The sequence below is a fragment of the Ruegeria sp. CRTD044 genome, from assembly GCF_059613485.1.
Genome location: NZ_JBXWSP010000002.1, coordinates 68550 through 84048 on the forward strand (window position 1 = coordinate 68550; position 15499 = coordinate 84048).

Annotated in this window: 20 protein-coding genes; 15 read left to right on the top strand and 5 right to left on the bottom strand. The window is 62.6% G+C overall.

What is annotated here, in order from left to right:
* The first annotated feature begins 38 nt into the window (after window positions 1–38).
* From rpsP to trmD, 6 genes are read left to right on the top strand one after another with little or no spacing between them, the layout of a single operon-like run.
* Entirely contained in the window at window positions 39–437 is a 399-nt protein-coding gene (gene rpsP, locus AC2FNL_RS00605) for a 30S ribosomal protein S16 (RefSeq protein ID WP_480729139.1), read from the top strand.
* 12 nt (window positions 438–449) lie between these two features.
* Entirely contained in the window at window positions 450–1085 is a 636-nt protein-coding gene (gene bluB / locus AC2FNL_RS00610) for a 5,6-dimethylbenzimidazole synthase (protein ID WP_496831686.1), read from the top strand.
* A gap of 6 nt (window positions 1086–1091) precedes the next feature.
* Complete coding sequence (locus AC2FNL_RS00615; protein WP_170342739.1) at window positions 1092–1241, top strand: hypothetical protein; 150 nt, start codon at window positions 1092–1094, stop codon at window positions 1239–1241.
* The gene (gene rimM / locus AC2FNL_RS00620; protein ID WP_093965189.1) at window positions 1234–1737 is read left to right on the top strand and encodes a ribosome maturation factor RimM; all 504 of its coding nucleotides are present in this window, start codon (window positions 1234–1236) and stop codon (window positions 1735–1737) included. Before AC2FNL_RS00615 ends, rimM begins: the two co-directional genes overlap by 8 nt.
* The gene (locus AC2FNL_RS00625; protein ID WP_170342742.1) at window positions 1734–2552 is read left to right on the top strand and encodes a hypothetical protein; all 819 of its coding nucleotides are present in this window, start codon (window positions 1734–1736) and stop codon (window positions 2550–2552) included. Before rimM ends, AC2FNL_RS00625 begins: the two co-directional genes overlap by 4 nt.
* Window positions 2549–3358 carry a tRNA (guanosine(37)-N1)-methyltransferase TrmD gene (trmD, locus tag AC2FNL_RS00630; protein WP_170342744.1) on the top strand — a complete coding sequence of 270 codons (810 nt, stop codon included), beginning with the start codon at window positions 2549–2551 and terminating at the stop codon, window positions 3356–3358. The genes AC2FNL_RS00625 and trmD overlap by 4 nt, the downstream gene beginning before the upstream one ends.
* Here trmD and AC2FNL_RS00635 read toward each other — a convergent pair.
* Complete coding sequence (locus tag AC2FNL_RS00635; RefSeq protein ID WP_170583174.1) at window positions 3355–4158, bottom strand: glycoside hydrolase family 25 protein; 804 nt, start codon at window positions 4156–4158, stop codon at window positions 3355–3357. The two genes, trmD and AC2FNL_RS00635, sit on opposite strands and share 4 nt — an antisense overlap.
* A 395-nt stretch (window positions 4159–4553) precedes the next feature.
* Between AC2FNL_RS00635 and rplS the strand changes: the two genes are divergently transcribed.
* Entirely contained in the window at window positions 4554–4937 is a 384-nt protein-coding gene (gene rplS, locus AC2FNL_RS00640; protein WP_093965183.1) for a 50S ribosomal protein L19, read from the top strand.
* A gap of 11 nt (window positions 4938–4948) precedes the next feature.
* Window positions 4949–5170: a 50S ribosomal protein L31 gene (gene rpmE, locus AC2FNL_RS00645; protein ID WP_093965180.1), complete on the top strand. Its 222-nt coding sequence runs from the start codon at window positions 4949–4951 to the stop codon at window positions 5168–5170.
* 64 nt (window positions 5171–5234) lie between these two features.
* Here rpmE and AC2FNL_RS00650 read toward each other — a convergent pair whose 3' ends face one another.
* Both AC2FNL_RS00650 and AC2FNL_RS00655 read right to left on the bottom strand, forming a co-directional pair.
* Window positions 5235–5555, bottom strand: a complete 321-nt coding sequence (locus AC2FNL_RS00650) for a Dabb family protein (protein WP_093965179.1) — start codon at window positions 5553–5555, stop codon at window positions 5235–5237.
* A gap of 25 nt (window positions 5556–5580) precedes the next feature.
* A complete protein-coding gene (locus AC2FNL_RS00655) occupies window positions 5581–6468 on the bottom strand; it encodes an AEC family transporter (RefSeq protein WP_496831690.1) in 888 nt (295 codons plus the stop codon).
* A gap of 218 nt (window positions 6469–6686) precedes the next feature.
* Here AC2FNL_RS00655 and AC2FNL_RS00660 point away from each other — a divergent pair, with 218 nt between their 5' ends.
* Window positions 6687–7496, top strand: coding sequence for a division plane positioning ATPase MipZ (locus AC2FNL_RS00660; protein WP_496831692.1), 810 nt, complete (start codon window positions 6687–6689; stop codon window positions 7494–7496).
* Here AC2FNL_RS00660 and AC2FNL_RS00665 read toward each other — a convergent pair.
* Together AC2FNL_RS00665 and AC2FNL_RS00670 are read right to left on the bottom strand one after the other, a co-directional pair.
* Entirely contained in the window at window positions 7493–8725 is a 1233-nt protein-coding gene (locus tag AC2FNL_RS00665) for an adenylate/guanylate cyclase domain-containing protein (protein ID WP_496831694.1), read from the bottom strand. The genes AC2FNL_RS00660 and AC2FNL_RS00665 overlap by 4 nt on opposite strands.
* A gap of 59 nt (window positions 8726–8784) precedes the next feature.
* Window positions 8785–9237, bottom strand: a complete 453-nt coding sequence (locus AC2FNL_RS00670; RefSeq protein ID WP_496831696.1) for a MarR family winged helix-turn-helix transcriptional regulator — start codon at window positions 9235–9237, stop codon at window positions 8785–8787.
* A gap of 56 nt (window positions 9238–9293) precedes the next feature.
* Here AC2FNL_RS00670 and hmgA point away from each other — a divergent pair, with 56 nt between their 5' ends.
* The 6 genes from hmgA to maiA all read left to right on the top strand — a co-directional run bounded on the left by hmgA (window position 9294) and on the right by maiA (window position 15485).
* Window positions 9294–10649, top strand: coding sequence for a homogentisate 1,2-dioxygenase (gene hmgA / locus AC2FNL_RS00675; protein ID WP_496831698.1), 1356 nt, complete (start codon window positions 9294–9296; stop codon window positions 10647–10649).
* A 41-nt stretch (window positions 10650–10690) separates the two neighbouring features.
* Window positions 10691–11947: a fumarylacetoacetase gene (gene fahA, locus AC2FNL_RS00680; protein ID WP_496831700.1), complete on the top strand. Its 1257-nt coding sequence runs from the start codon at window positions 10691–10693 to the stop codon at window positions 11945–11947.
* A gap of 10 nt (window positions 11948–11957) precedes the next feature.
* Window positions 11958–12908 (top strand): MBL fold metallo-hydrolase, encoded by a 951-nt coding sequence (locus AC2FNL_RS00685; RefSeq protein ID WP_005981205.1) that lies wholly within the window; start codon window positions 11958–11960, stop codon window positions 12906–12908.
* Window positions 12909–13042: 134 nt separating this feature from the next.
* On the top strand, window positions 13043–14653 hold the full coding sequence (locus tag AC2FNL_RS00690) for an FAD-dependent oxidoreductase (RefSeq protein WP_496831702.1): 1611 nt from the start codon (window positions 13043–13045) through the stop codon (window positions 14651–14653).
* Between the two features lie 5 nt (window positions 14654–14658).
* The gene (locus AC2FNL_RS00695) at window positions 14659–14850 is read left to right on the top strand and encodes a DUF2783 domain-containing protein (protein WP_005981201.1); all 192 of its coding nucleotides are present in this window, start codon (window positions 14659–14661) and stop codon (window positions 14848–14850) included.
* Window positions 14847–15485: a maleylacetoacetate isomerase gene (gene maiA / locus AC2FNL_RS00700; protein ID WP_496831704.1), complete on the top strand. Its 639-nt coding sequence runs from the start codon at window positions 14847–14849 to the stop codon at window positions 15483–15485. The genes AC2FNL_RS00695 and maiA overlap by 4 nt, the downstream gene beginning before the upstream one ends.
* The last annotated feature ends 14 nt before the right edge of the window (window positions 15486–15499 follow it).

Genomic DNA, 15499 nt, shown 5'->3' on the forward strand with positions numbered 1-15499 from the left:
GAGCTTTCCGGCCAACGCCATCCAAAGGAGATACCACAATGGCAATGAAAATTCGTCTGGCCCGTGGCGGCTCGAAAAAGCGCCCCTTCTACCGCATCGTCGCAGCGGACAGCCGCATGCCGCGTGACGGCCGCTTCATCGAGAAGCTGGGCACCTACAACCCGCTGCTGCCGAAAGACAGCGAAGAGCGCGTGAAGATGAACATGGAGCGCATCCAGTACTGGCTGGACCAGGGCGCGCAGCCGACCGACCGGATCGCCCGCATGCTGGAAGCCGCCGGCGCCAAGGAAAAAGCCGAGCGCAACAACCCTCAGAAGGGCACCCCGGGCAAGAAGGCCCAGGAGCGCGCCGAAGAGAAAGCCGCCAAGGCTGCTGAAGCCGCAGAGGCTGCTGCCGCTCCGGCCGAAGAAGAAGCTGCTGCTGCTGCAGAAGAGTAAACAGGCGGGCGCGTGCAGGATCAGGCTTTCACCGAAGATTTCCGCACGCAGTTTGATCTGTTGATGCGGCTCCGGCGCGATGTACGCCGGTTCCGCACCGAAGCGGTGAACGAGGCAGTGCTGACGCGCTGCCTCGACGCGTTTCAGCTGGCCCCTTCGGTGGGGCTGAGCGAACCGTGGCGCTTGATCCGCGTCGAAAGCCCAGCGGCCCGGACCGCGGCGCTGGAGAATTTCATGGTGGCCAATGACGCGGCGCTGGCGGGTTATTCCGGTGACCGGGCGCAGCTGTACAGCCAGCTGAAACTGTCGGGCATGCAGGAGGCGCCGGTGCAGCTAGCGGTGTTCTGCGATGACGCCACCGACAAGGGCCAGGGGCTGGGCGCAGGCACCATGCCCGAGATGCGCCGCTATTCGGTGGTCTCGGCCGTCACTTTGTTCTGGCTGGCGCTGCGCGCGCATGGCCTGGGGCTGGGCTGGGTTTCGATCCTCGATCCCGACCGGCTGGCCCGCGACCTGTCGGTGCCCGAAGGCTGGCGGCTGATCGGTTATTTCTGCGTGGGCTGGCCCGAGGACTGCTCGGACACGCCCGAACTGGAAACCCATGGCTGGGAGTGCCGCCGCGGCAGCCTGCCGGTGGAAACGCGGTAGGGTGGCATGTTTGGATTGATACGCCTTCCCATCCTGCTGCTGATCGCCTTTATTGTGGGCGTGTTCTTTGAACGCAACAATCAACGCGAAGCCTGCGGCGAAATCGGTGTCTGGGAAAGTGGAATATGCGTGACAACGGAAATGCCCAATGACTGATCTGATCTGTGTCGGCAGCATCGCCGGGTCCTTTGGCGTACGCGGCGAGGTCCGCCTGAAAAGCTATTGTGCGGTACCCGAGGATATCGAGACCTACTCCCCCCTGACCGACGAGAGTGGCGCCCAGCGCTATCCGCTGATCATCACACGCGCGATCAAGAACGGATTTGCCGCGCGTCTGGGCGGGGTCGAAACCAAGGAACAGGCGGACGCCCTGAAGGGGCTGCGCCTTTATGCCCGGCGCGAGCAGTTGCCATCGCTTCCGGATGACGAATTCTATCACGCCGACCTTTTGGGGCTTGAGGTTTATGACACCGGCGGAACCCTGTTGGGGCGGGTCAAATCGGTGCAAAACCACGGCGCCGACGACCTGCTCGAACTGCACGGGCCGGGGCTAAAATCGACTGTATTCCTGCCATTCACCAAGGCCGCCGTACCCACAGTTGACCTTGAGGCCGGGCGTATCGTCGCCGACCCTCCCGAGGGCCTGCTGTGACGCGGCGCATCCTGCTGCATCTGGGCCTTCACAAAACCGGCACGACCGCCGCGCAATCCTTTCTGTTCGAGAACCGAGCGCTGATCTGGCCGCGCCACGCATTGGTTCTGCCCTATGTCACCCGCAAATCCGGGTTATCCGAAGCCGCCACGCGCCATTCGCTGTATGGGACATTCGGTACGCTGTCCGAATTCGGCAATCGCTGGCGCGAACTTCTGGCGACGCTGGATTTCGGGGAAAAGCGCGGGCTGATCCTGAGCGAGGAGAACTTCTCGGGGCTTCGCCCCAGCCGCAATCTGGTTGTGGGATACGCCGAAGCCCCTGATCTGGCCGCCTGCGTGGTCGATACGCTGCGCAACCGGCTTGTCGGGTCGGAACTGGACATCACCGTCTATCTCTCGTTGCGCCAGCGCGGTAGTTGGATCCGCAGCCTCTGGGCCCATGATCTTCAGCGCACGCGGCTTGTGCAGGATTTTGACACGTTCCGCGAGAGGCTCGAAGAGCTCCCTTCACTGCAGCAGACTGCGGACGCCGTTCGTGATCGGCTGCCCTCGGTTCGAGTGCAGACCGAATGGCTGGAAGACCTACGTGAGCGCAGCTTTGGCCCCGGAACACCTTTTGCCGAGTTCCTGGATCTGCCGCCCGAAAAGGCCGCCCTGCTGGTCAAGCCCACTCGGTCAAACCCGGCATTGCCGCGAGAAGCGCTATCCGAAATGCTCGAGTTGAACCGATCGGGGCTGGACGAGGCGGCGCTGGTCAGACAGAAAGCGCGCATCGTCGAACGCGCCCAAAACAGCCTGACCACGAACACATGACGAACAAACCTGCAAAGTCACATGGCCGCAAGGCTATTCGCCCCACGCTGAAACCGCGTGAGCTGCTGACGCCCACGCCGGACCTGCATGGCGTGTGGAAGGCCAAGGTGATCACGCTGTTCCCATCTGCCTTTCCCGGCGTCTTGGGCGAAAGCCTGACCGGCAAGGCGCTGCAAGACGGGCTATGGCAACTGGAAACGGTAGATCTGCGGCAGTTCGGGGTCGGCAAGCATCGCAATGTCGACGACACGCCCGCAGGCGGCGGTGCCGGCATGGTGTTGCGGCCGGATGTACTGGGGGCCGCGATCGATCACACGATGGATGGGGTACAGGGCAACTGGCCGCTGATCTACCTCAGCCCGCGCGGGCGCCGGATGGATCAGCGCATGATGCAGAACTTGGCCCGTTGCGATGGCATAACCCTGTTGTGTGGCCGCTTTGAAGGCGTTGATGAACGGGTTTTGGAGCACTACGGCATCCAGGAAGTCTCGCTGGGCGATTTCGTCATGACCGGAGGCGAAATTGCCGCGCAGGCGCTGATCGACGCCACCGTGCGACTGCTGCCCGGGGTTCTGGGAAACCAGGCCTCGACCGAGGAAGAGAGCTTTTCGTCCGGCTTGCTGGAACATCCACAATACACTCGGCCAGCCGAGTGGAACGGGCGCGAGATCCCACCGATCCTGATGTCCGGACATCATGGTCGCATCGCCGAATGGCGTCACCAGATGGCGGAAGAGATTACCCGCGCGCGCCGCCCGGACCTGTGGGATGCCTACCTGAAGGCGCGCGGGGAAGCCGACGACTAGGGTGCGCCCGCCTTCCATCGCGCCCAGATATCAGGCGAGCCATTGAAGGCGTTGATGTCCACCCGCCCCTGCACGCCGGGAACCAAACCGGTACCCGTATACTGCCAGAACCGCCAGACTGCCTTGGGATAGACATTGCGCGGATGCCCCGCGACCGAGCGCAGCCAGAACTCGGTCTTTGGCAGCCGTCCGATACCTGTGTCCTCGTAGAAATCGACCGTGGTGTAGACGATCGGCCGGCGGCCGTAATGTCGCTCCAATATGTCGAGGAACCTTTCCGCCTCGGCCCGCACCGTCTTGCCATCGGGGCGCAGGGTGCAGGTTTTGGAATGGGGGGTCCATTCCATGTCCAGCACATGCGGCAGGTCGGCCCCTCGTGGAACGTTTCGAATGAACCAGCGGGCCTGCTCGGCCGCGGGGCGGCAGAAGTAGTAATAGTGATATGCCCCCCACGGAACCCCTGCCGCACGAGCGCCCTGACTGTGATCCTGGAACATCGGATCGGCCACGTCGCCCCCTTCGGTCGCCTTAATGAACACGAAACTGACCCCCGAGGCCTTGGCCTGACGCCAGTCGATCGGTCCCTGCCAGCGCGAGACGTCGAGCCCATGCACGGGATAGTGCTCGGGCCGCCGCCGCTCCCAGTCATGCGGGTCGGCATCCGCAAAGGCTGGGTACAAAACCGAAGGTCCGGAAAGGCCCGCGACCATCGGTTGGTCTACGATTTGGGGCGCCGGCGCACGACGCCCGCAAGACATCAGTGCCAGCGCTAGAACCACGCAGAAAATCGCTTTGCTCATCCTGTTGCTCTGCCTCTAAACCCGCCCTTAAATTATGACCCAGAATGCCCGATCCCCGGCACAAGGCAACGCCGCGGTACAAGTGACGGCGGATTCCCACCAAATCCACCGCGATTTGGCCTGAAAACCGGCGATTTGGGCTTGATATACACGTCCGACTTCCCTAAACGGGCGCAATCCGGTGCCGCCTTTCGGGCGACTCTGGTGTTTTGGGTTGATCGCAGGAACGCACCTGCCCTTCTTCGGATCAGGGAAGCTGTGGAATAACCCGGACCAAAAGGAACATTCGACCTGACCTCTGGCGGGCTGCAGATCGCGGGACCCGGAGAAGACCAAGAGCTCTCAGATCGTGCCCAACTTCGTGGACCAACCACGAGCAGATAGGAGTAACTGCGATGGACCTGATCGCACAGCTTGAGGCGGAACAGATTGCCGCCCTGGGGAAAGACATCCCCGACTTCAAAGCCGGTGACACCATCCGTGTCGGCTACAAGGTGACCGAAGGCTCGCGCACCCGTGTGCAGAACTACGAAGGCGTCTGCATCGCGCGCAAAAACGGCGACGGCATCGCCGGATCGTTCACCGTTCGCAAGATCTCGTTTGGCGAAGGCGTGGAGCGTGTGTTCCCGCTGTATTCGACCAACATCGACAGCATCACCGTTGTCCGTCGTGGCCGCGTCCGTCGCGCCAAACTGTACTATCTGCGTACCCGTCGCGGTAAGTCCGCTCGTATCGCAGAAGTCACCAACTACAAGCCCAAGGCTGGCGCCGAGGCGTAAGGAGCGGAAAGATGAAAAAAGACATCCATCCCGACTACCACATGATCGACGTCAAACTGACCGACGGCACCGTGATCCAGATGAAATCGACCTGGGGCGCCGAAGGCGATCAGCTGGCCCTGGAAATCGACCCCTCCTCGCACCCCGCGTGGACCGGTGGCTCGTCGCGCCTGATGGACGCCGGCGGTCGCGTGTCGAAGTTCAAGAAGAAGTACGAAGGCCTGGGTTTCTGAACCAGCGCCTTTGCGGAATTTCCAAGGCCGTCCCCATGGGGGCGGCCTTCTTCGTTGGCCGCTTCTATTGCGCGTCCGGAACGTCGAGGTCAAAGACGATGATCCCGTCAGCACCATTCTGACACAGATCACACAGCTGACCGCCCAACCGCCGGTGTGTCGGGTGTTCGGCGTAAGCCTGCACGGCGTGTCGATCCGCAAAGCGGATCACGAACCCATCGCGATAGTCCTGCGACTTTCCTTCGAAATCGAGATTGGGGCCGCTTTCAAAGGCCAAGACCCCCTCCAGGTCGGCGCATAGCTCGGCCAAGCCGGTCAGAACGGCGCGGCGCGCGCCCTGCGGTGCATCTGATCGGAAAGTGAAGAACACGCAGTGCAATATCATGATGTCGGTTCCTGGTTGGGCAAAGTCAGATCCAGTAGGCCAAGGCGAGTGGCAGCACCAGGATCGTCGTCAGAGTTGAGACCATGATGTACCCGGCCACTTCCGGGCCATATTCTGGAACATGCTGGTCGATGAACAGGTATGTCGCAACCGAGGACGGCATCAGGCAGCACAGGATCAACGCTCCGCGTTCGACCCCGGTAAAGCCGAACAGCCAGACAAGCGTGGTGGCAATCCCGGCGGCCAGAACGAGATGCAGACCTGTCAGAATAACCGCCCGGCCAAGGCTGCCCGTCCGAAGCGTGGCCAGCGTGTGACCCAGTGTCAGCAACATCAGCGGGATCGACAGCCCGCCCAGAATGTCAAAGGATTTGGCGATCGGTTGCGGCAGGGTAGACCCCGTAGCCATCAGCGTCAGCGCGATGATAACCGCATAGATGATCGGAGATGTTGCAAGCTTGCGCGCCGAGAACTCTCCGGCCGGGATCCACATGCCGACCGTGAAAATACTCACCAATACCACGACGACAAAAGCCATCGTATAGGCCATGCCCGCATCGCCCAGTGCCAGCAAAGTGATCGGCAATCCGATATTGCCCACATTGCCATGCATCAGCGGGGTCAGAAACGCCCGCACCGGCCAACGCAACAGCCGCAACGCCAGAAATCCGAGCACGCCGAACGCCGCAATGGCGAGGGCAGCAGCAGCCATCATGTCCAGAAACGTGGCAATCTGGATCTTGGTGGCGGACAGATGAGAGATGATCAGTGTCGGATATCCCACCTTCGAGACAATCCCGCCGATCAACTTGTTGTCGAACGGTGCGCGCGCGACCGCCAGCCCGTACCCCACACCGGCACAGATCAGCACCGGCAGAACGATGTTCAATACGTTCAGGAATACGTGCTCCAAACCGGGTCCTTGCGTCCAAGTCAGTTTACAGACTGTGGCGACGGACGCCCCGTTTGGCAACATCCAAGCGTCAAGCGGCGGGTATCGCGAAAAAATCCAATTTAGACACTGATATTGTCCCGCAGACCCTACAGGACCGCTTTTCTTCGCGGATCACACAACATATAGTGGGTTCAAACAACGTGTAGGCAAACACGGCGCGACTTGGGAATACAGGTATGGCACATATCATCGTTGTGGGGAACGAAAAGGGCGGCGCAGGCAAGTCGACGGTTTCCATGCATGTTGCAACCGCGCTTGCGCGTTTGGGAAACAAGGTCAGCACCCTGGATCTGGACCTGCGGCAGCGCAGCCTGGGCCGCTACTTCGAGAACCGCCGCAATTTCCTGTCCACGGAAAAGCTGGAACTGCCCAGCCCGCGCCACCATGACCTGCCCGAGATCGACGCAAGCAAGCTCAAACCCGGCGAGAACATCTATGACCACCGTCTGTCCGCTGCCGTGGCCGAGTTGGAGAGCGACAGCGATTTCATCCTGATCGACTGCCCCGGCTCCCACACTAGGCTGAGCCAGGTGGCCCATTCGCTGGCCGACACGCTGATCACGCCGCTGAACGACAGTTTCATCGATTTCGACCTGCTGGCCCGGATCGACTCGAAGGGCGAAAAGATTCTCGGCCCCTCGGTCTATTCCGAGATGGTCTGGAACGCGCGGCAATTGCGGGCGCAGGCCGGGCTGAAACCGATCGACTGGGTCGTGGTGCGCAACCGCGTGGGCACCCAGCGCATGGTCAACAAGGAAAAGATGCAGCGCGCCATCGAGATGCTGTCGAAACGGATCGGCTTCCGCGTCGCCTCGGGCTTTTCCGAGCGTGTGATCTTTCGCGAACTGTTCCCGCGCGGGCTGACCCTGCTGGACCTCAAGGATATCGGGGTGAAACAGCTCAACATTTCGAACATCGCAGCGCGGCAGGAGTTGCGCGACATGATGCGCGAACTGAACTTGCCCGGGGTCGAGATCGACTTCTAAGCCGTCGGCGCGAAGATCGTGAACAGCTCTTTGGGTTCGGGCACGCCGCGCAGCATGTAGCGCCCGACCGAGATCAGGTCCTGTTCGCAGGGCTGAGCGGCGCGGGCCACGTCATCCGAGATCAGAATACGCCGATCCAGCGACCGGTGCATGCCAGCAATACGCGCGGCCTGGTTCACCGCCGGGCCAATCACGGTGAAATCCAGCCGGCTTTCAGCACCGATATTGCCATACAGGATTTCGCCCGAATGCAGAGCAAGGGTGAAATTGGCGACCGGCAGGCCGGCGGCGGCCCGTTCCGCGTTGAGCTCGGCCATACGCGTCTGCAGAACACCAACAGCGGCCAGCGCGGCGCGGGCGTCCTCGTCGATCTCGCCCACGTCGAACATGGCCATCAGGCCGTCGCCCATAAATTTCAGGATATTGCCGCCACAACCCTGAACGACCTCGACCGCCACGGCCAGATAGTCGTTCAGCATCGCGATGATGTCCGACCCCGGAAGGCGTTCGGCCAGGCCGGTAAAGCCCTCGAGGTCGAAATTCCAGATCACAGCGTCGATCTGCTGTAGCGACCCGCGCCGGATTTCACCCGACAGTACACGGTGGCCAGCATCCCCGCCCAGATAGACACGCAACAGATCCTGCGCCATCTTCCGGTTCGCGGCCGATTTCAAGGCGAGGCCCAGATGCGGCAGGGCATATCGGATAAGATCCAGATGCATTTCGTCGAACCCCTCGGCGTGATCCGTCGCCCAAGACATCAGAACCCCCTCGGGCATCTGGTCCAGCGCGATCCGGCGCTCGGGTTCGACCTTCTGCAAAACCAGCCCGGATGCGAAATAGTCGGTGGCGCCCCTCTGGTGCAGTTCGTTGAGAAACGGAAACCGGCTGGGTTCGTTCTGGTCCTTCAACCTCTCGCGCAGTTCCTTCGCGCCGGTCTGCAGCATCTCGTAAAGCGGGCTGTTCACCCATTGTGCGGGCGGTACCTCGGTGTGTTCGTAATTCTCGACGCTGCCCCCTTCGTCACGGTACCAGTTGAAGCCGGTACCGCCATAAGTGGGGTGATAGGCGCTCTGGGCGGCGTGAAACCGCATCAGGGGAACGCCCGCATCCACAAGCCGCAGGCAATAGCCTTCCAGTATTTCCGACTGTTCGGCCCCCTCCAGCCCCCGGTCCAGCAACCATCCGATCAGGTTTTCGGCGTAGGCTTTGGGGTCGGTGGATGGCATCTTGGGGCTCCGTCTGGTCTGCACCCCACTTGGGGGTTGCGGGGCCAGATTACCAGAGGTCAGTCCATCCCGGCCAGCCGCCGCAGCATCATCCGCAACAGGGCCGCCTCGCCTGTGGTGAACATGCCCGCCAGCCGGGCGTCATAGTCGCGGGCGATGTCGCGCAATTCGCGGTACACCGTCAGACCGGCGGGGGTCAGGGTCAGCCGCTCCATCCGGCGGTCGTTTTCGTCGCGGGTGCGCCGCAGGTATCGGCGCTGTTCCAGCTTGTGCACCGCGCGGCTGATCTTGGTCTTGTGCATCTTGGCACGTTCCCCGATCTGCTTGGCGGTCATCTCTCCGTAATTGCCCAGGTGGAACAACACGCGCCATTCGGTGCGCAGCATCCCATAGCGGTTCTTGTAGACCTTTTGAAAATCCAACGAGCTTTCCTCGGCTGCCTGGTTGAGCAGGAAGGGCAGGAAATTTCGCAGGTCGAAGTCATCTTTTTCGGAGGAATCTGGCTGTGTCATGGTTGTTAGTTACAAAATCAACTATTATTCGACAAGCAGCAAACGGAGGAACCCCGATGAATCGTCCGACTGACCCGCACGCTCTGACCCAAGCCAGCACGCCCGTTGGCACCCACGCAGGCTATATGCCCGGCTTTGGCAATGACTTCGAAACCGAGGCGCTGCCCGGCGCTCTGCCGCAGGGCATGAACAGCCCGCAGAAATGCAACTATGGCCTTTACGGCGAACAGCTCAGCGGCACCGCCTTCACCGCCAACCCGCCCGAGCGCACCTGGTGCTATCGCATCCGGCCGTCGGTCAAGCATTCCCACCGCTATGAAAAGATCGACCTGCCCTATTGGAAAAGCGCCCCGAATGTCGATCCAGACGTGATCAGCCTGGGCCAGTACCGCTGGGACGCGGTGCCTCATTCCGACCAGCCGCTGACCTGGCTGACCGGCATGCGCACCATGACCACCGCCGGGGACGTGAACACTCAGGTCGGCATGGCCAGCCACATCTATCTGGTCACTGAATCGATGGTCGAAGACTATTTCTTCTCGGCCGATTCCGAGCTGCTGGTGGTGCCGCAGGAAGGCCGCCTGCGCTTTGCGACCGAGCTGGGCATCATCGACCTGGAACCCAAGGAAATCGCCATCATCCCGCGCGGCCTGGTTTACCGTGTCGAGGTGCTGGAAGGTCCCTGCCGCGGTTTCGTCTGCGAAAACTACGGCCAGAAATTCGAGCTGCCGGGCCGCGGCCCGATCGGCGCCAACTGCATGGCCAACCCGCGTGACTTCAAGGCGCCTGTCGCGGCGTTCGAGGACCGCGAGGTGCCCTCGACCGTGACGATCAAGTGGTGCGGCCAGTTCCACACCACCAAGATCGGCCACAGCCCGCTGGACGTGGTGGCCTGGCATGGCAACTACGCGCCCTACAAATACGACCTGCGCACCTACTGCCCGGTCGGGGCCATCCTGTTCGACCACCCCGATCCGTCGATCTTTACCGTGCTGACCGCGCCTTCGGGCGTGCCGGGCACCGCGAATATCGATTTCGTCCTGTTCCGCGAACGCTGGATGGTGATGGAGGACACGTTCCGCCCGCCGTGGTACCACAAGAACATCATGTCCGAGCTGATGGGCAATATCTACGGCCAGTATGACGCCAAGCCGCATGGCTTTGTGCCGGGCGGCATGAGCCTGCACAACATGATGATCCCGCATGGCCCCGACAAGGAAGCCTTTGAAAAGGCATCCAACGCCAATCTGGGGCCGGACAAGTTGGACAACACCATGTCCTTCATGTTCGAGACCCGCTTCCCGCAGCACCTGACCGCCTTTGCCGCGAACGAGGCGCCGCTGCAGGATGACTACATCGATTGCTGGACGGATCTGGAAAAGAAATTCGACGGCACGCCCGGCAAGAAATGACACCGGTGGCCCACGGCCACCGCACTGCACAAGGAAACGCAATGCCATTGATGAAATCCTGGGTGGCCTCGGCCAATGACGCGAACCACCCGTTTCCGCTGAACAACCTGCCCTATGGCGTCTTTTCGACTGCAGGTTCCGAGCCGCGCTGCGGCGTGGCCATCGGGGACATGATCCTCGACGTGTCCGCCGCCGAGGCCGAGGGGCTGATCACTTTGGGCGACGAGCCGCTGTTCGATCTGCCCTTCTGGAACCCGCTGATGGAACAGGGTCCGGCTGTCTGGGCCGCGCTGCGCGAGCGGCTGACCGCCCTGCTGGCGAAAGGGTCGAAAGAACAGGACAAGGTCGAACCGCTGCTGGTTCCGCAGGCCGAGGCCCATTTTCACATGCCTTTTGCCGTCAGCGAATACACCGATTTCTATGCGGGCAAGCACCACGCCACCAACGTCGGCACCATGTTCCGCGGCCCGGAAAACGCGCTGCCACCCAACTGGTTGCACATCCCCATCGGCTACAATGGCCGCGCTTCGTCTGTGGTAGTCTCGGGCACCGATATCCGCCGCCCGTGGGGGCAGTTGAAATCGCCCGACCATGACCGCCCCGCCTTCCTGCCCAGCCGCCGTTTCGACATCGAGCTGGAGATGGGCGCCATAGTCGGCACCCCGTCCGACGGCCCGATCACCGTGCAGGAGGCCGACGATCATATCTTTGGCTATGTCCTGCTGAACGACTGGTCTGCGCGCGACATCCAGGCCTGGGAATACCAGCCGCTGGGCCCGTTCCAGGCCAAGGCGACCGCCACCTCGATTTCGCCGTGGATCGTGACCAAGGCCGCGCTGGACCCTTTCCGCTGCGACACGCCCCCGCGTGAGGTCGAACTGCTGGACCACCTCAAGGATTGTGGTCCGATGCTCTATGACATCGAGCTTGAGGTGACGATGGCGCCCGAGGGCAAACCGGCGTCCACCATCGCCCGCACCAATTACAAGGAAATGTATTATTCCTCGGCGCAGCAACTGGCGCATCACACCACCTCGGGCTGCCCGATGAACGTGGGCGATCTGCTCGGCTCGGGCACGATCTCGGGGCCGACGAAGGACAGCCGCGGCTCGCTTCTGGAACTCAGCTGGGGCGGCAAGGAACCCATCACGCTGGAGACCGGCGAAACCCGCAGCTTCATCGAGGACGGCGACACGCTGACCCTCAAAGGCGCCGCCCGGGGCGATGGCTACACGATCGGCTTCGGCGATTGCACCGGCACGGTGCTGCCCGCCCTTGAAGACCCATACGCACGATAAGGAGCGCCAAATGGCAAAGGCATTCGCGTCCCAGGGGGACATGACCGAAAAGAAGATCTCGTTCACCGAGGTGGGCGAAGGGCTCTATGCCTTCACCGCCGAGGGCGACCCGAACTCGGGCGTCATCATCGGCGATGACAGCGTGATGGTGGTCGAGGCCCAGGCCACGCCGCGCCTGGCGCAAAAGGTGATCGACTGCATCCGGTCGGTGACCGACAAGCCGATCACTCATGTGGCTCTGACCCATTACCACGCGGTCCGCGTGCTGGGCGCCAGCGCCTTCGGCGCGCAGCAGATCATCATGTCGGACATGGCCCGCGCCATGGTCGTCGAGCGCGGGAAAGAGGACTGGGATAGCGAGTTCCAACGCTTTCCGCGCTTGTTCGAAGGGCATGAAAGCATACCCGGCCTGACCTGGCCCACCACCACCTTCAACGACACGATGACGGTCTATCTGGGCAACCGCCGGGTCGATCTGATGCATCTGGGCCGGGCACATACGGCTGGTGACATCGTCATCCACGTGCCCGACCAGAACGTGATGTTCACCGGCGACATCGTCGAATACCACTCGGCCTGCTATTGCGGCGACGGGCATTTCAGCGACTGGGGCGACACACTGGATCAGATCCAGTGGTTCGACGTCGATGCCATCGCGCCGGGGCGCGGCGATGCGCTGGTCGGCAAGGAAATGGTGAACGCCGCCATCGAGAACACCCGCGATTTCGTCGAAAGCACTTATCGCCCGGCGGCCAAGGTGGCGGCGCGCGGCGGCAGCCTGAAAGAGGCCTGGGACGCAGTGCGTGCGGAATGCGATCCGAAATTCTCGGACTATGCCATCTATGAACACTGTCTGCCCTTCAACGTGGCCCGTGCCTATGACGAGGCGCGCGGCATCGATACCCCTCGCATCTGGACCGCCCAGCGCGATCTCGAGATGTGGGAGGCCCTGCAGGGCTGAGAAATGGCCCGGCGACTTGATCCAGATCGTGTTGCCGGCCTGAAAACGATGCAACCATGGAGGAGAGCCATCGGCGCCCCGCGCCGGTGGGCAGGGATTGTGCGCCACGCGCACAGAACTTGGGGAGAGAGCCCATGAACAAGATTTTTGAACAGCCGCTCTATGCCTATGCCCGCAGCCCCGATCAGGATGCCCCCGCCCCGGTGCGGCATCAGGTGATCGTGATTGGCGCGGGTCCGGTCGGGCTGGCCGCCGCCATCGACCTGGCCCAGCAGGGCGTCGAGGTGGTGGTGCTGGACGACAACGACAAGGTCAGTTTCGGCAGCCGCGCCATCTGTTTCGCCCAGCGCACGCTGGAAATCTCCGACCGACTGGGTTGCGCCCGGCCGATGGTGGACAGGGGCGTGCTGTGGAACACCGGCAAGGTGTTTTTCGACGACCGAAAGGTCTATGAATTCAACCTGCAGCCCGATGAGGGGTACGCCCATCCGGCCTTCATCAACCTGCAGCAATACTACTTTGAGCAGTTCATGGTCGAACGGGTCCGCGCGTTGCAGGCCCAGGGCGCGCCGATCGAGATCCGTGGCCGCAACAAAGTCGAGGCGATCGGTACCCATGACGACCACGTCAAACTCGAGGTGGAAACGCCCGAGGGGTCGTACACCGTCGAAGCCGACTGGCTGATCGCCTGCGACGGGGCCAATTCGCCCACCCGCCGGATGCTGGGGCTGGATTTCGTGGGCCGGGTGTTCGAGGACAACTTCCTGATCGCCGACGTGATCATGGAGGCCGATTTCCCGTCCGAGCGCTGGTTCTGGTTCGACCCGCCCTTCAACCGCGGCCAGTCGGCGCTGCTGCACAAACAGCCCGACAATGTCTGGCGCATCGACCTGCAACTGGGCTGGGACATCGACAAGGAACGGGAAAAGCGCCCCGAAAACGTGATCCCGCGCCTCAAGGCGATGCTGGGCGAGGATGTCCAGTTCGAGCTGGAATGGGTCAGCATCTATACCTTCCAGTGCCGCCGGATGGAGAAATTCCGCCACGGCCGCGTCCTGTTTGCCGGCGACAGCGCGCATCAGGTCAGCCCCTTCGGCGCGCGCGGGGCCAATTCGAGCCTGCAGGACACCGACAACCTGTGCTGGAAACTGAAGATGGTCCTTGACGGCACCGCCCCCGACAGCCTGCTGGACAGCTATGATGTCGAGCGCATCCACGGCGCGGACGAAAACATCCTGAACTCCACCCGCTCGACTGATTTCATCACGCCGAAATCGGAAATGTCACGCATCCTGCGCGACGCGGTGCTGGACCTGAGCGAACATTATGAGTTCGCCCGCCCGCTGGTGAATTCCGGGCGGTTGAGCGTGCCCTGCACCTATGACGGCTCGCTGCTGAATTCGGCCGATGCGCTGAATGGTCCGGCCGAAACGCGCCCCGGCTCGCCCTGCCCCGATGCGCCGCTGGGGGATGCGTTCCTGTTGCCCAAGCTGGCGGGCAAGTTCACCCTGCTGACCATCGACGCCGAAGCCCCAGACAGGATCGAGGAAGAGGGTGTGACGGTCGAGCGGCTGGCGCTGTCGGTCAAGGACGACCGGACGCTGGCGCTAAAGCGGCGGTATCTGGGCGACGCGGAAGGTGCGGTCTATCTGATCCGGCCCGACCAGCATGTGGCGGCGCGGCGCGACAGCTATGAAGACAACGCGTTCCGGCATGCGATCCGCCGGGCCATCGGCAAGGAGTAGGCACAATGGATGAACTGATCCTCACCCCGAATATCGACGGCGCGGATGATTTCTATGCCGATCTGCTGGCCGCGCACGACGGTCTGGACAAGGCCGAAAGCGATGCGCTGAATGCGCGGCTGGTGCTGGTGCTGGCCAACCATATCGGCGACCGGGCCATCCTGAAACAGGCGATCGACGCAGCCAAAGCCCGATGAGCGACGTCGTCCTGTATGACTACTGGCGGTCCTCGGCCAGCTACCGGGTGCGCATCGCGCTGAACCTGGCCGGGATCGCCTATCGCGCGCAGACCGTCGATCTGGTCAAGGACGAGCAGACCGCGCCCGCGCATCTGGCGCGCAACCCGCAGGGCTTTGTGCCCGTGCTCGAGATCGACGGCGTGCAACTGACCCAGTCGCTGGCCATTCTGGACTATCTCGACCGGACGCGGGGCCTGAACCTACTGCCGGACGAGCCGGTTGCGCGGGCCAGGGCGCAGGCGCTGGCCCATGCCATCGCGGTCGATCTGCACCCGGTCTGCAACCTGAAGGTCGCCCGCCACGCCACGCAGCTGAGCGGCAGACGGGGCGACATGCCCGGCGACTGGATGCGCCATTTCATCCGCCCCGGTCTGTTGGCCTTCGAGGCGATGCTGGAAGGGTTCGAACAAGCCCCCTATTGCACGGGATCAACGCCCGGGCTGGCCGATCTGTGCCTGATCCCGCAGATGTACAACGCCCGGCGCTGGCAGGTCGATCTGTCGGACATACCGCGCATTCTGGCGGTCGAGGCGGCCTGTGCCGACCACCCCGCCTTTGCAGCGGCCCACCCGGACGCCCACGCGCCGGGCTGAGCCGCGCACAGGGT

Bases quoted from the DNA above. Each gene is read 5' to 3' on its own strand.
- trmD (WP_170342744.1), top strand. From the start codon at position 2,549: ATGACGAACAAACCTGCAAAGTCACATGGCCGCAAGGCTATTCGCCCC.
- hmgA (WP_496831698.1), top strand. From the start codon at position 9,294: ATGAATCGTCCGACTGACCCGCACGCTCTGACCCAAGCCAGCACGCCC.
- fahA (WP_496831700.1), top strand. From the start codon at position 10,691: ATGCCATTGATGAAATCCTGGGTGGCCTCGGCCAATGACGCGAACCAC.
- AC2FNL_RS00650 (WP_093965179.1), bottom strand. From the start codon at position 5,555: ATGATATTGCACTGCGTGTTCTTCACTTTCCGATCAGATGCACCGCAG.
- AC2FNL_RS00660 (WP_496831692.1), top strand. From the start codon at position 6,687: ATGGCACATATCATCGTTGTGGGGAACGAAAAGGGCGGCGCAGGCAAG.
- AC2FNL_RS00695 (WP_005981201.1), top strand. From the start codon at position 14,659: ATGGATGAACTGATCCTCACCCCGAATATCGACGGCGCGGATGATTTC.
- rplS (WP_093965183.1), top strand. From the start codon at position 4,554: ATGGACCTGATCGCACAGCTTGAGGCGGAACAGATTGCCGCCCTGGGG.
- rimM (WP_093965189.1), top strand. From the start codon at position 1,234: ATGACTGATCTGATCTGTGTCGGCAGCATCGCCGGGTCCTTTGGCGTA.
- AC2FNL_RS00670 (WP_496831696.1), bottom strand. From the start codon at position 9,237: ATGACACAGCCAGATTCCTCCGAAAAAGATGACTTCGACCTGCGAAAT.
- AC2FNL_RS00635 (WP_170583174.1), bottom strand. From the start codon at position 4,158: ATGAGCAAAGCGATTTTCTGCGTGGTTCTAGCGCTGGCACTGATGTCT.
- maiA (WP_496831704.1), top strand. From the start codon at position 14,847: ATGAGCGACGTCGTCCTGTATGACTACTGGCGGTCCTCGGCCAGCTAC.
- rpmE (WP_093965180.1), top strand. From the start codon at position 4,949: ATGAAAAAAGACATCCATCCCGACTACCACATGATCGACGTCAAACTG.
- AC2FNL_RS00615 (WP_170342739.1), top strand. From the start codon at position 1,092: ATGTTTGGATTGATACGCCTTCCCATCCTGCTGCTGATCGCCTTTATT.
- AC2FNL_RS00690 (WP_496831702.1), top strand. From the start codon at position 13,043: ATGAACAAGATTTTTGAACAGCCGCTCTATGCCTATGCCCGCAGCCCC.
- AC2FNL_RS00665 (WP_496831694.1), bottom strand. From the start codon at position 8,725: ATGCCATCCACCGACCCCAAAGCCTACGCCGAAAACCTGATCGGATGG.
- rpsP (WP_480729139.1), top strand. From the start codon at position 39: ATGGCAATGAAAATTCGTCTGGCCCGTGGCGGCTCGAAAAAGCGCCCC.
- AC2FNL_RS00685 (WP_005981205.1), top strand. From the start codon at position 11,958: ATGGCAAAGGCATTCGCGTCCCAGGGGGACATGACCGAAAAGAAGATC.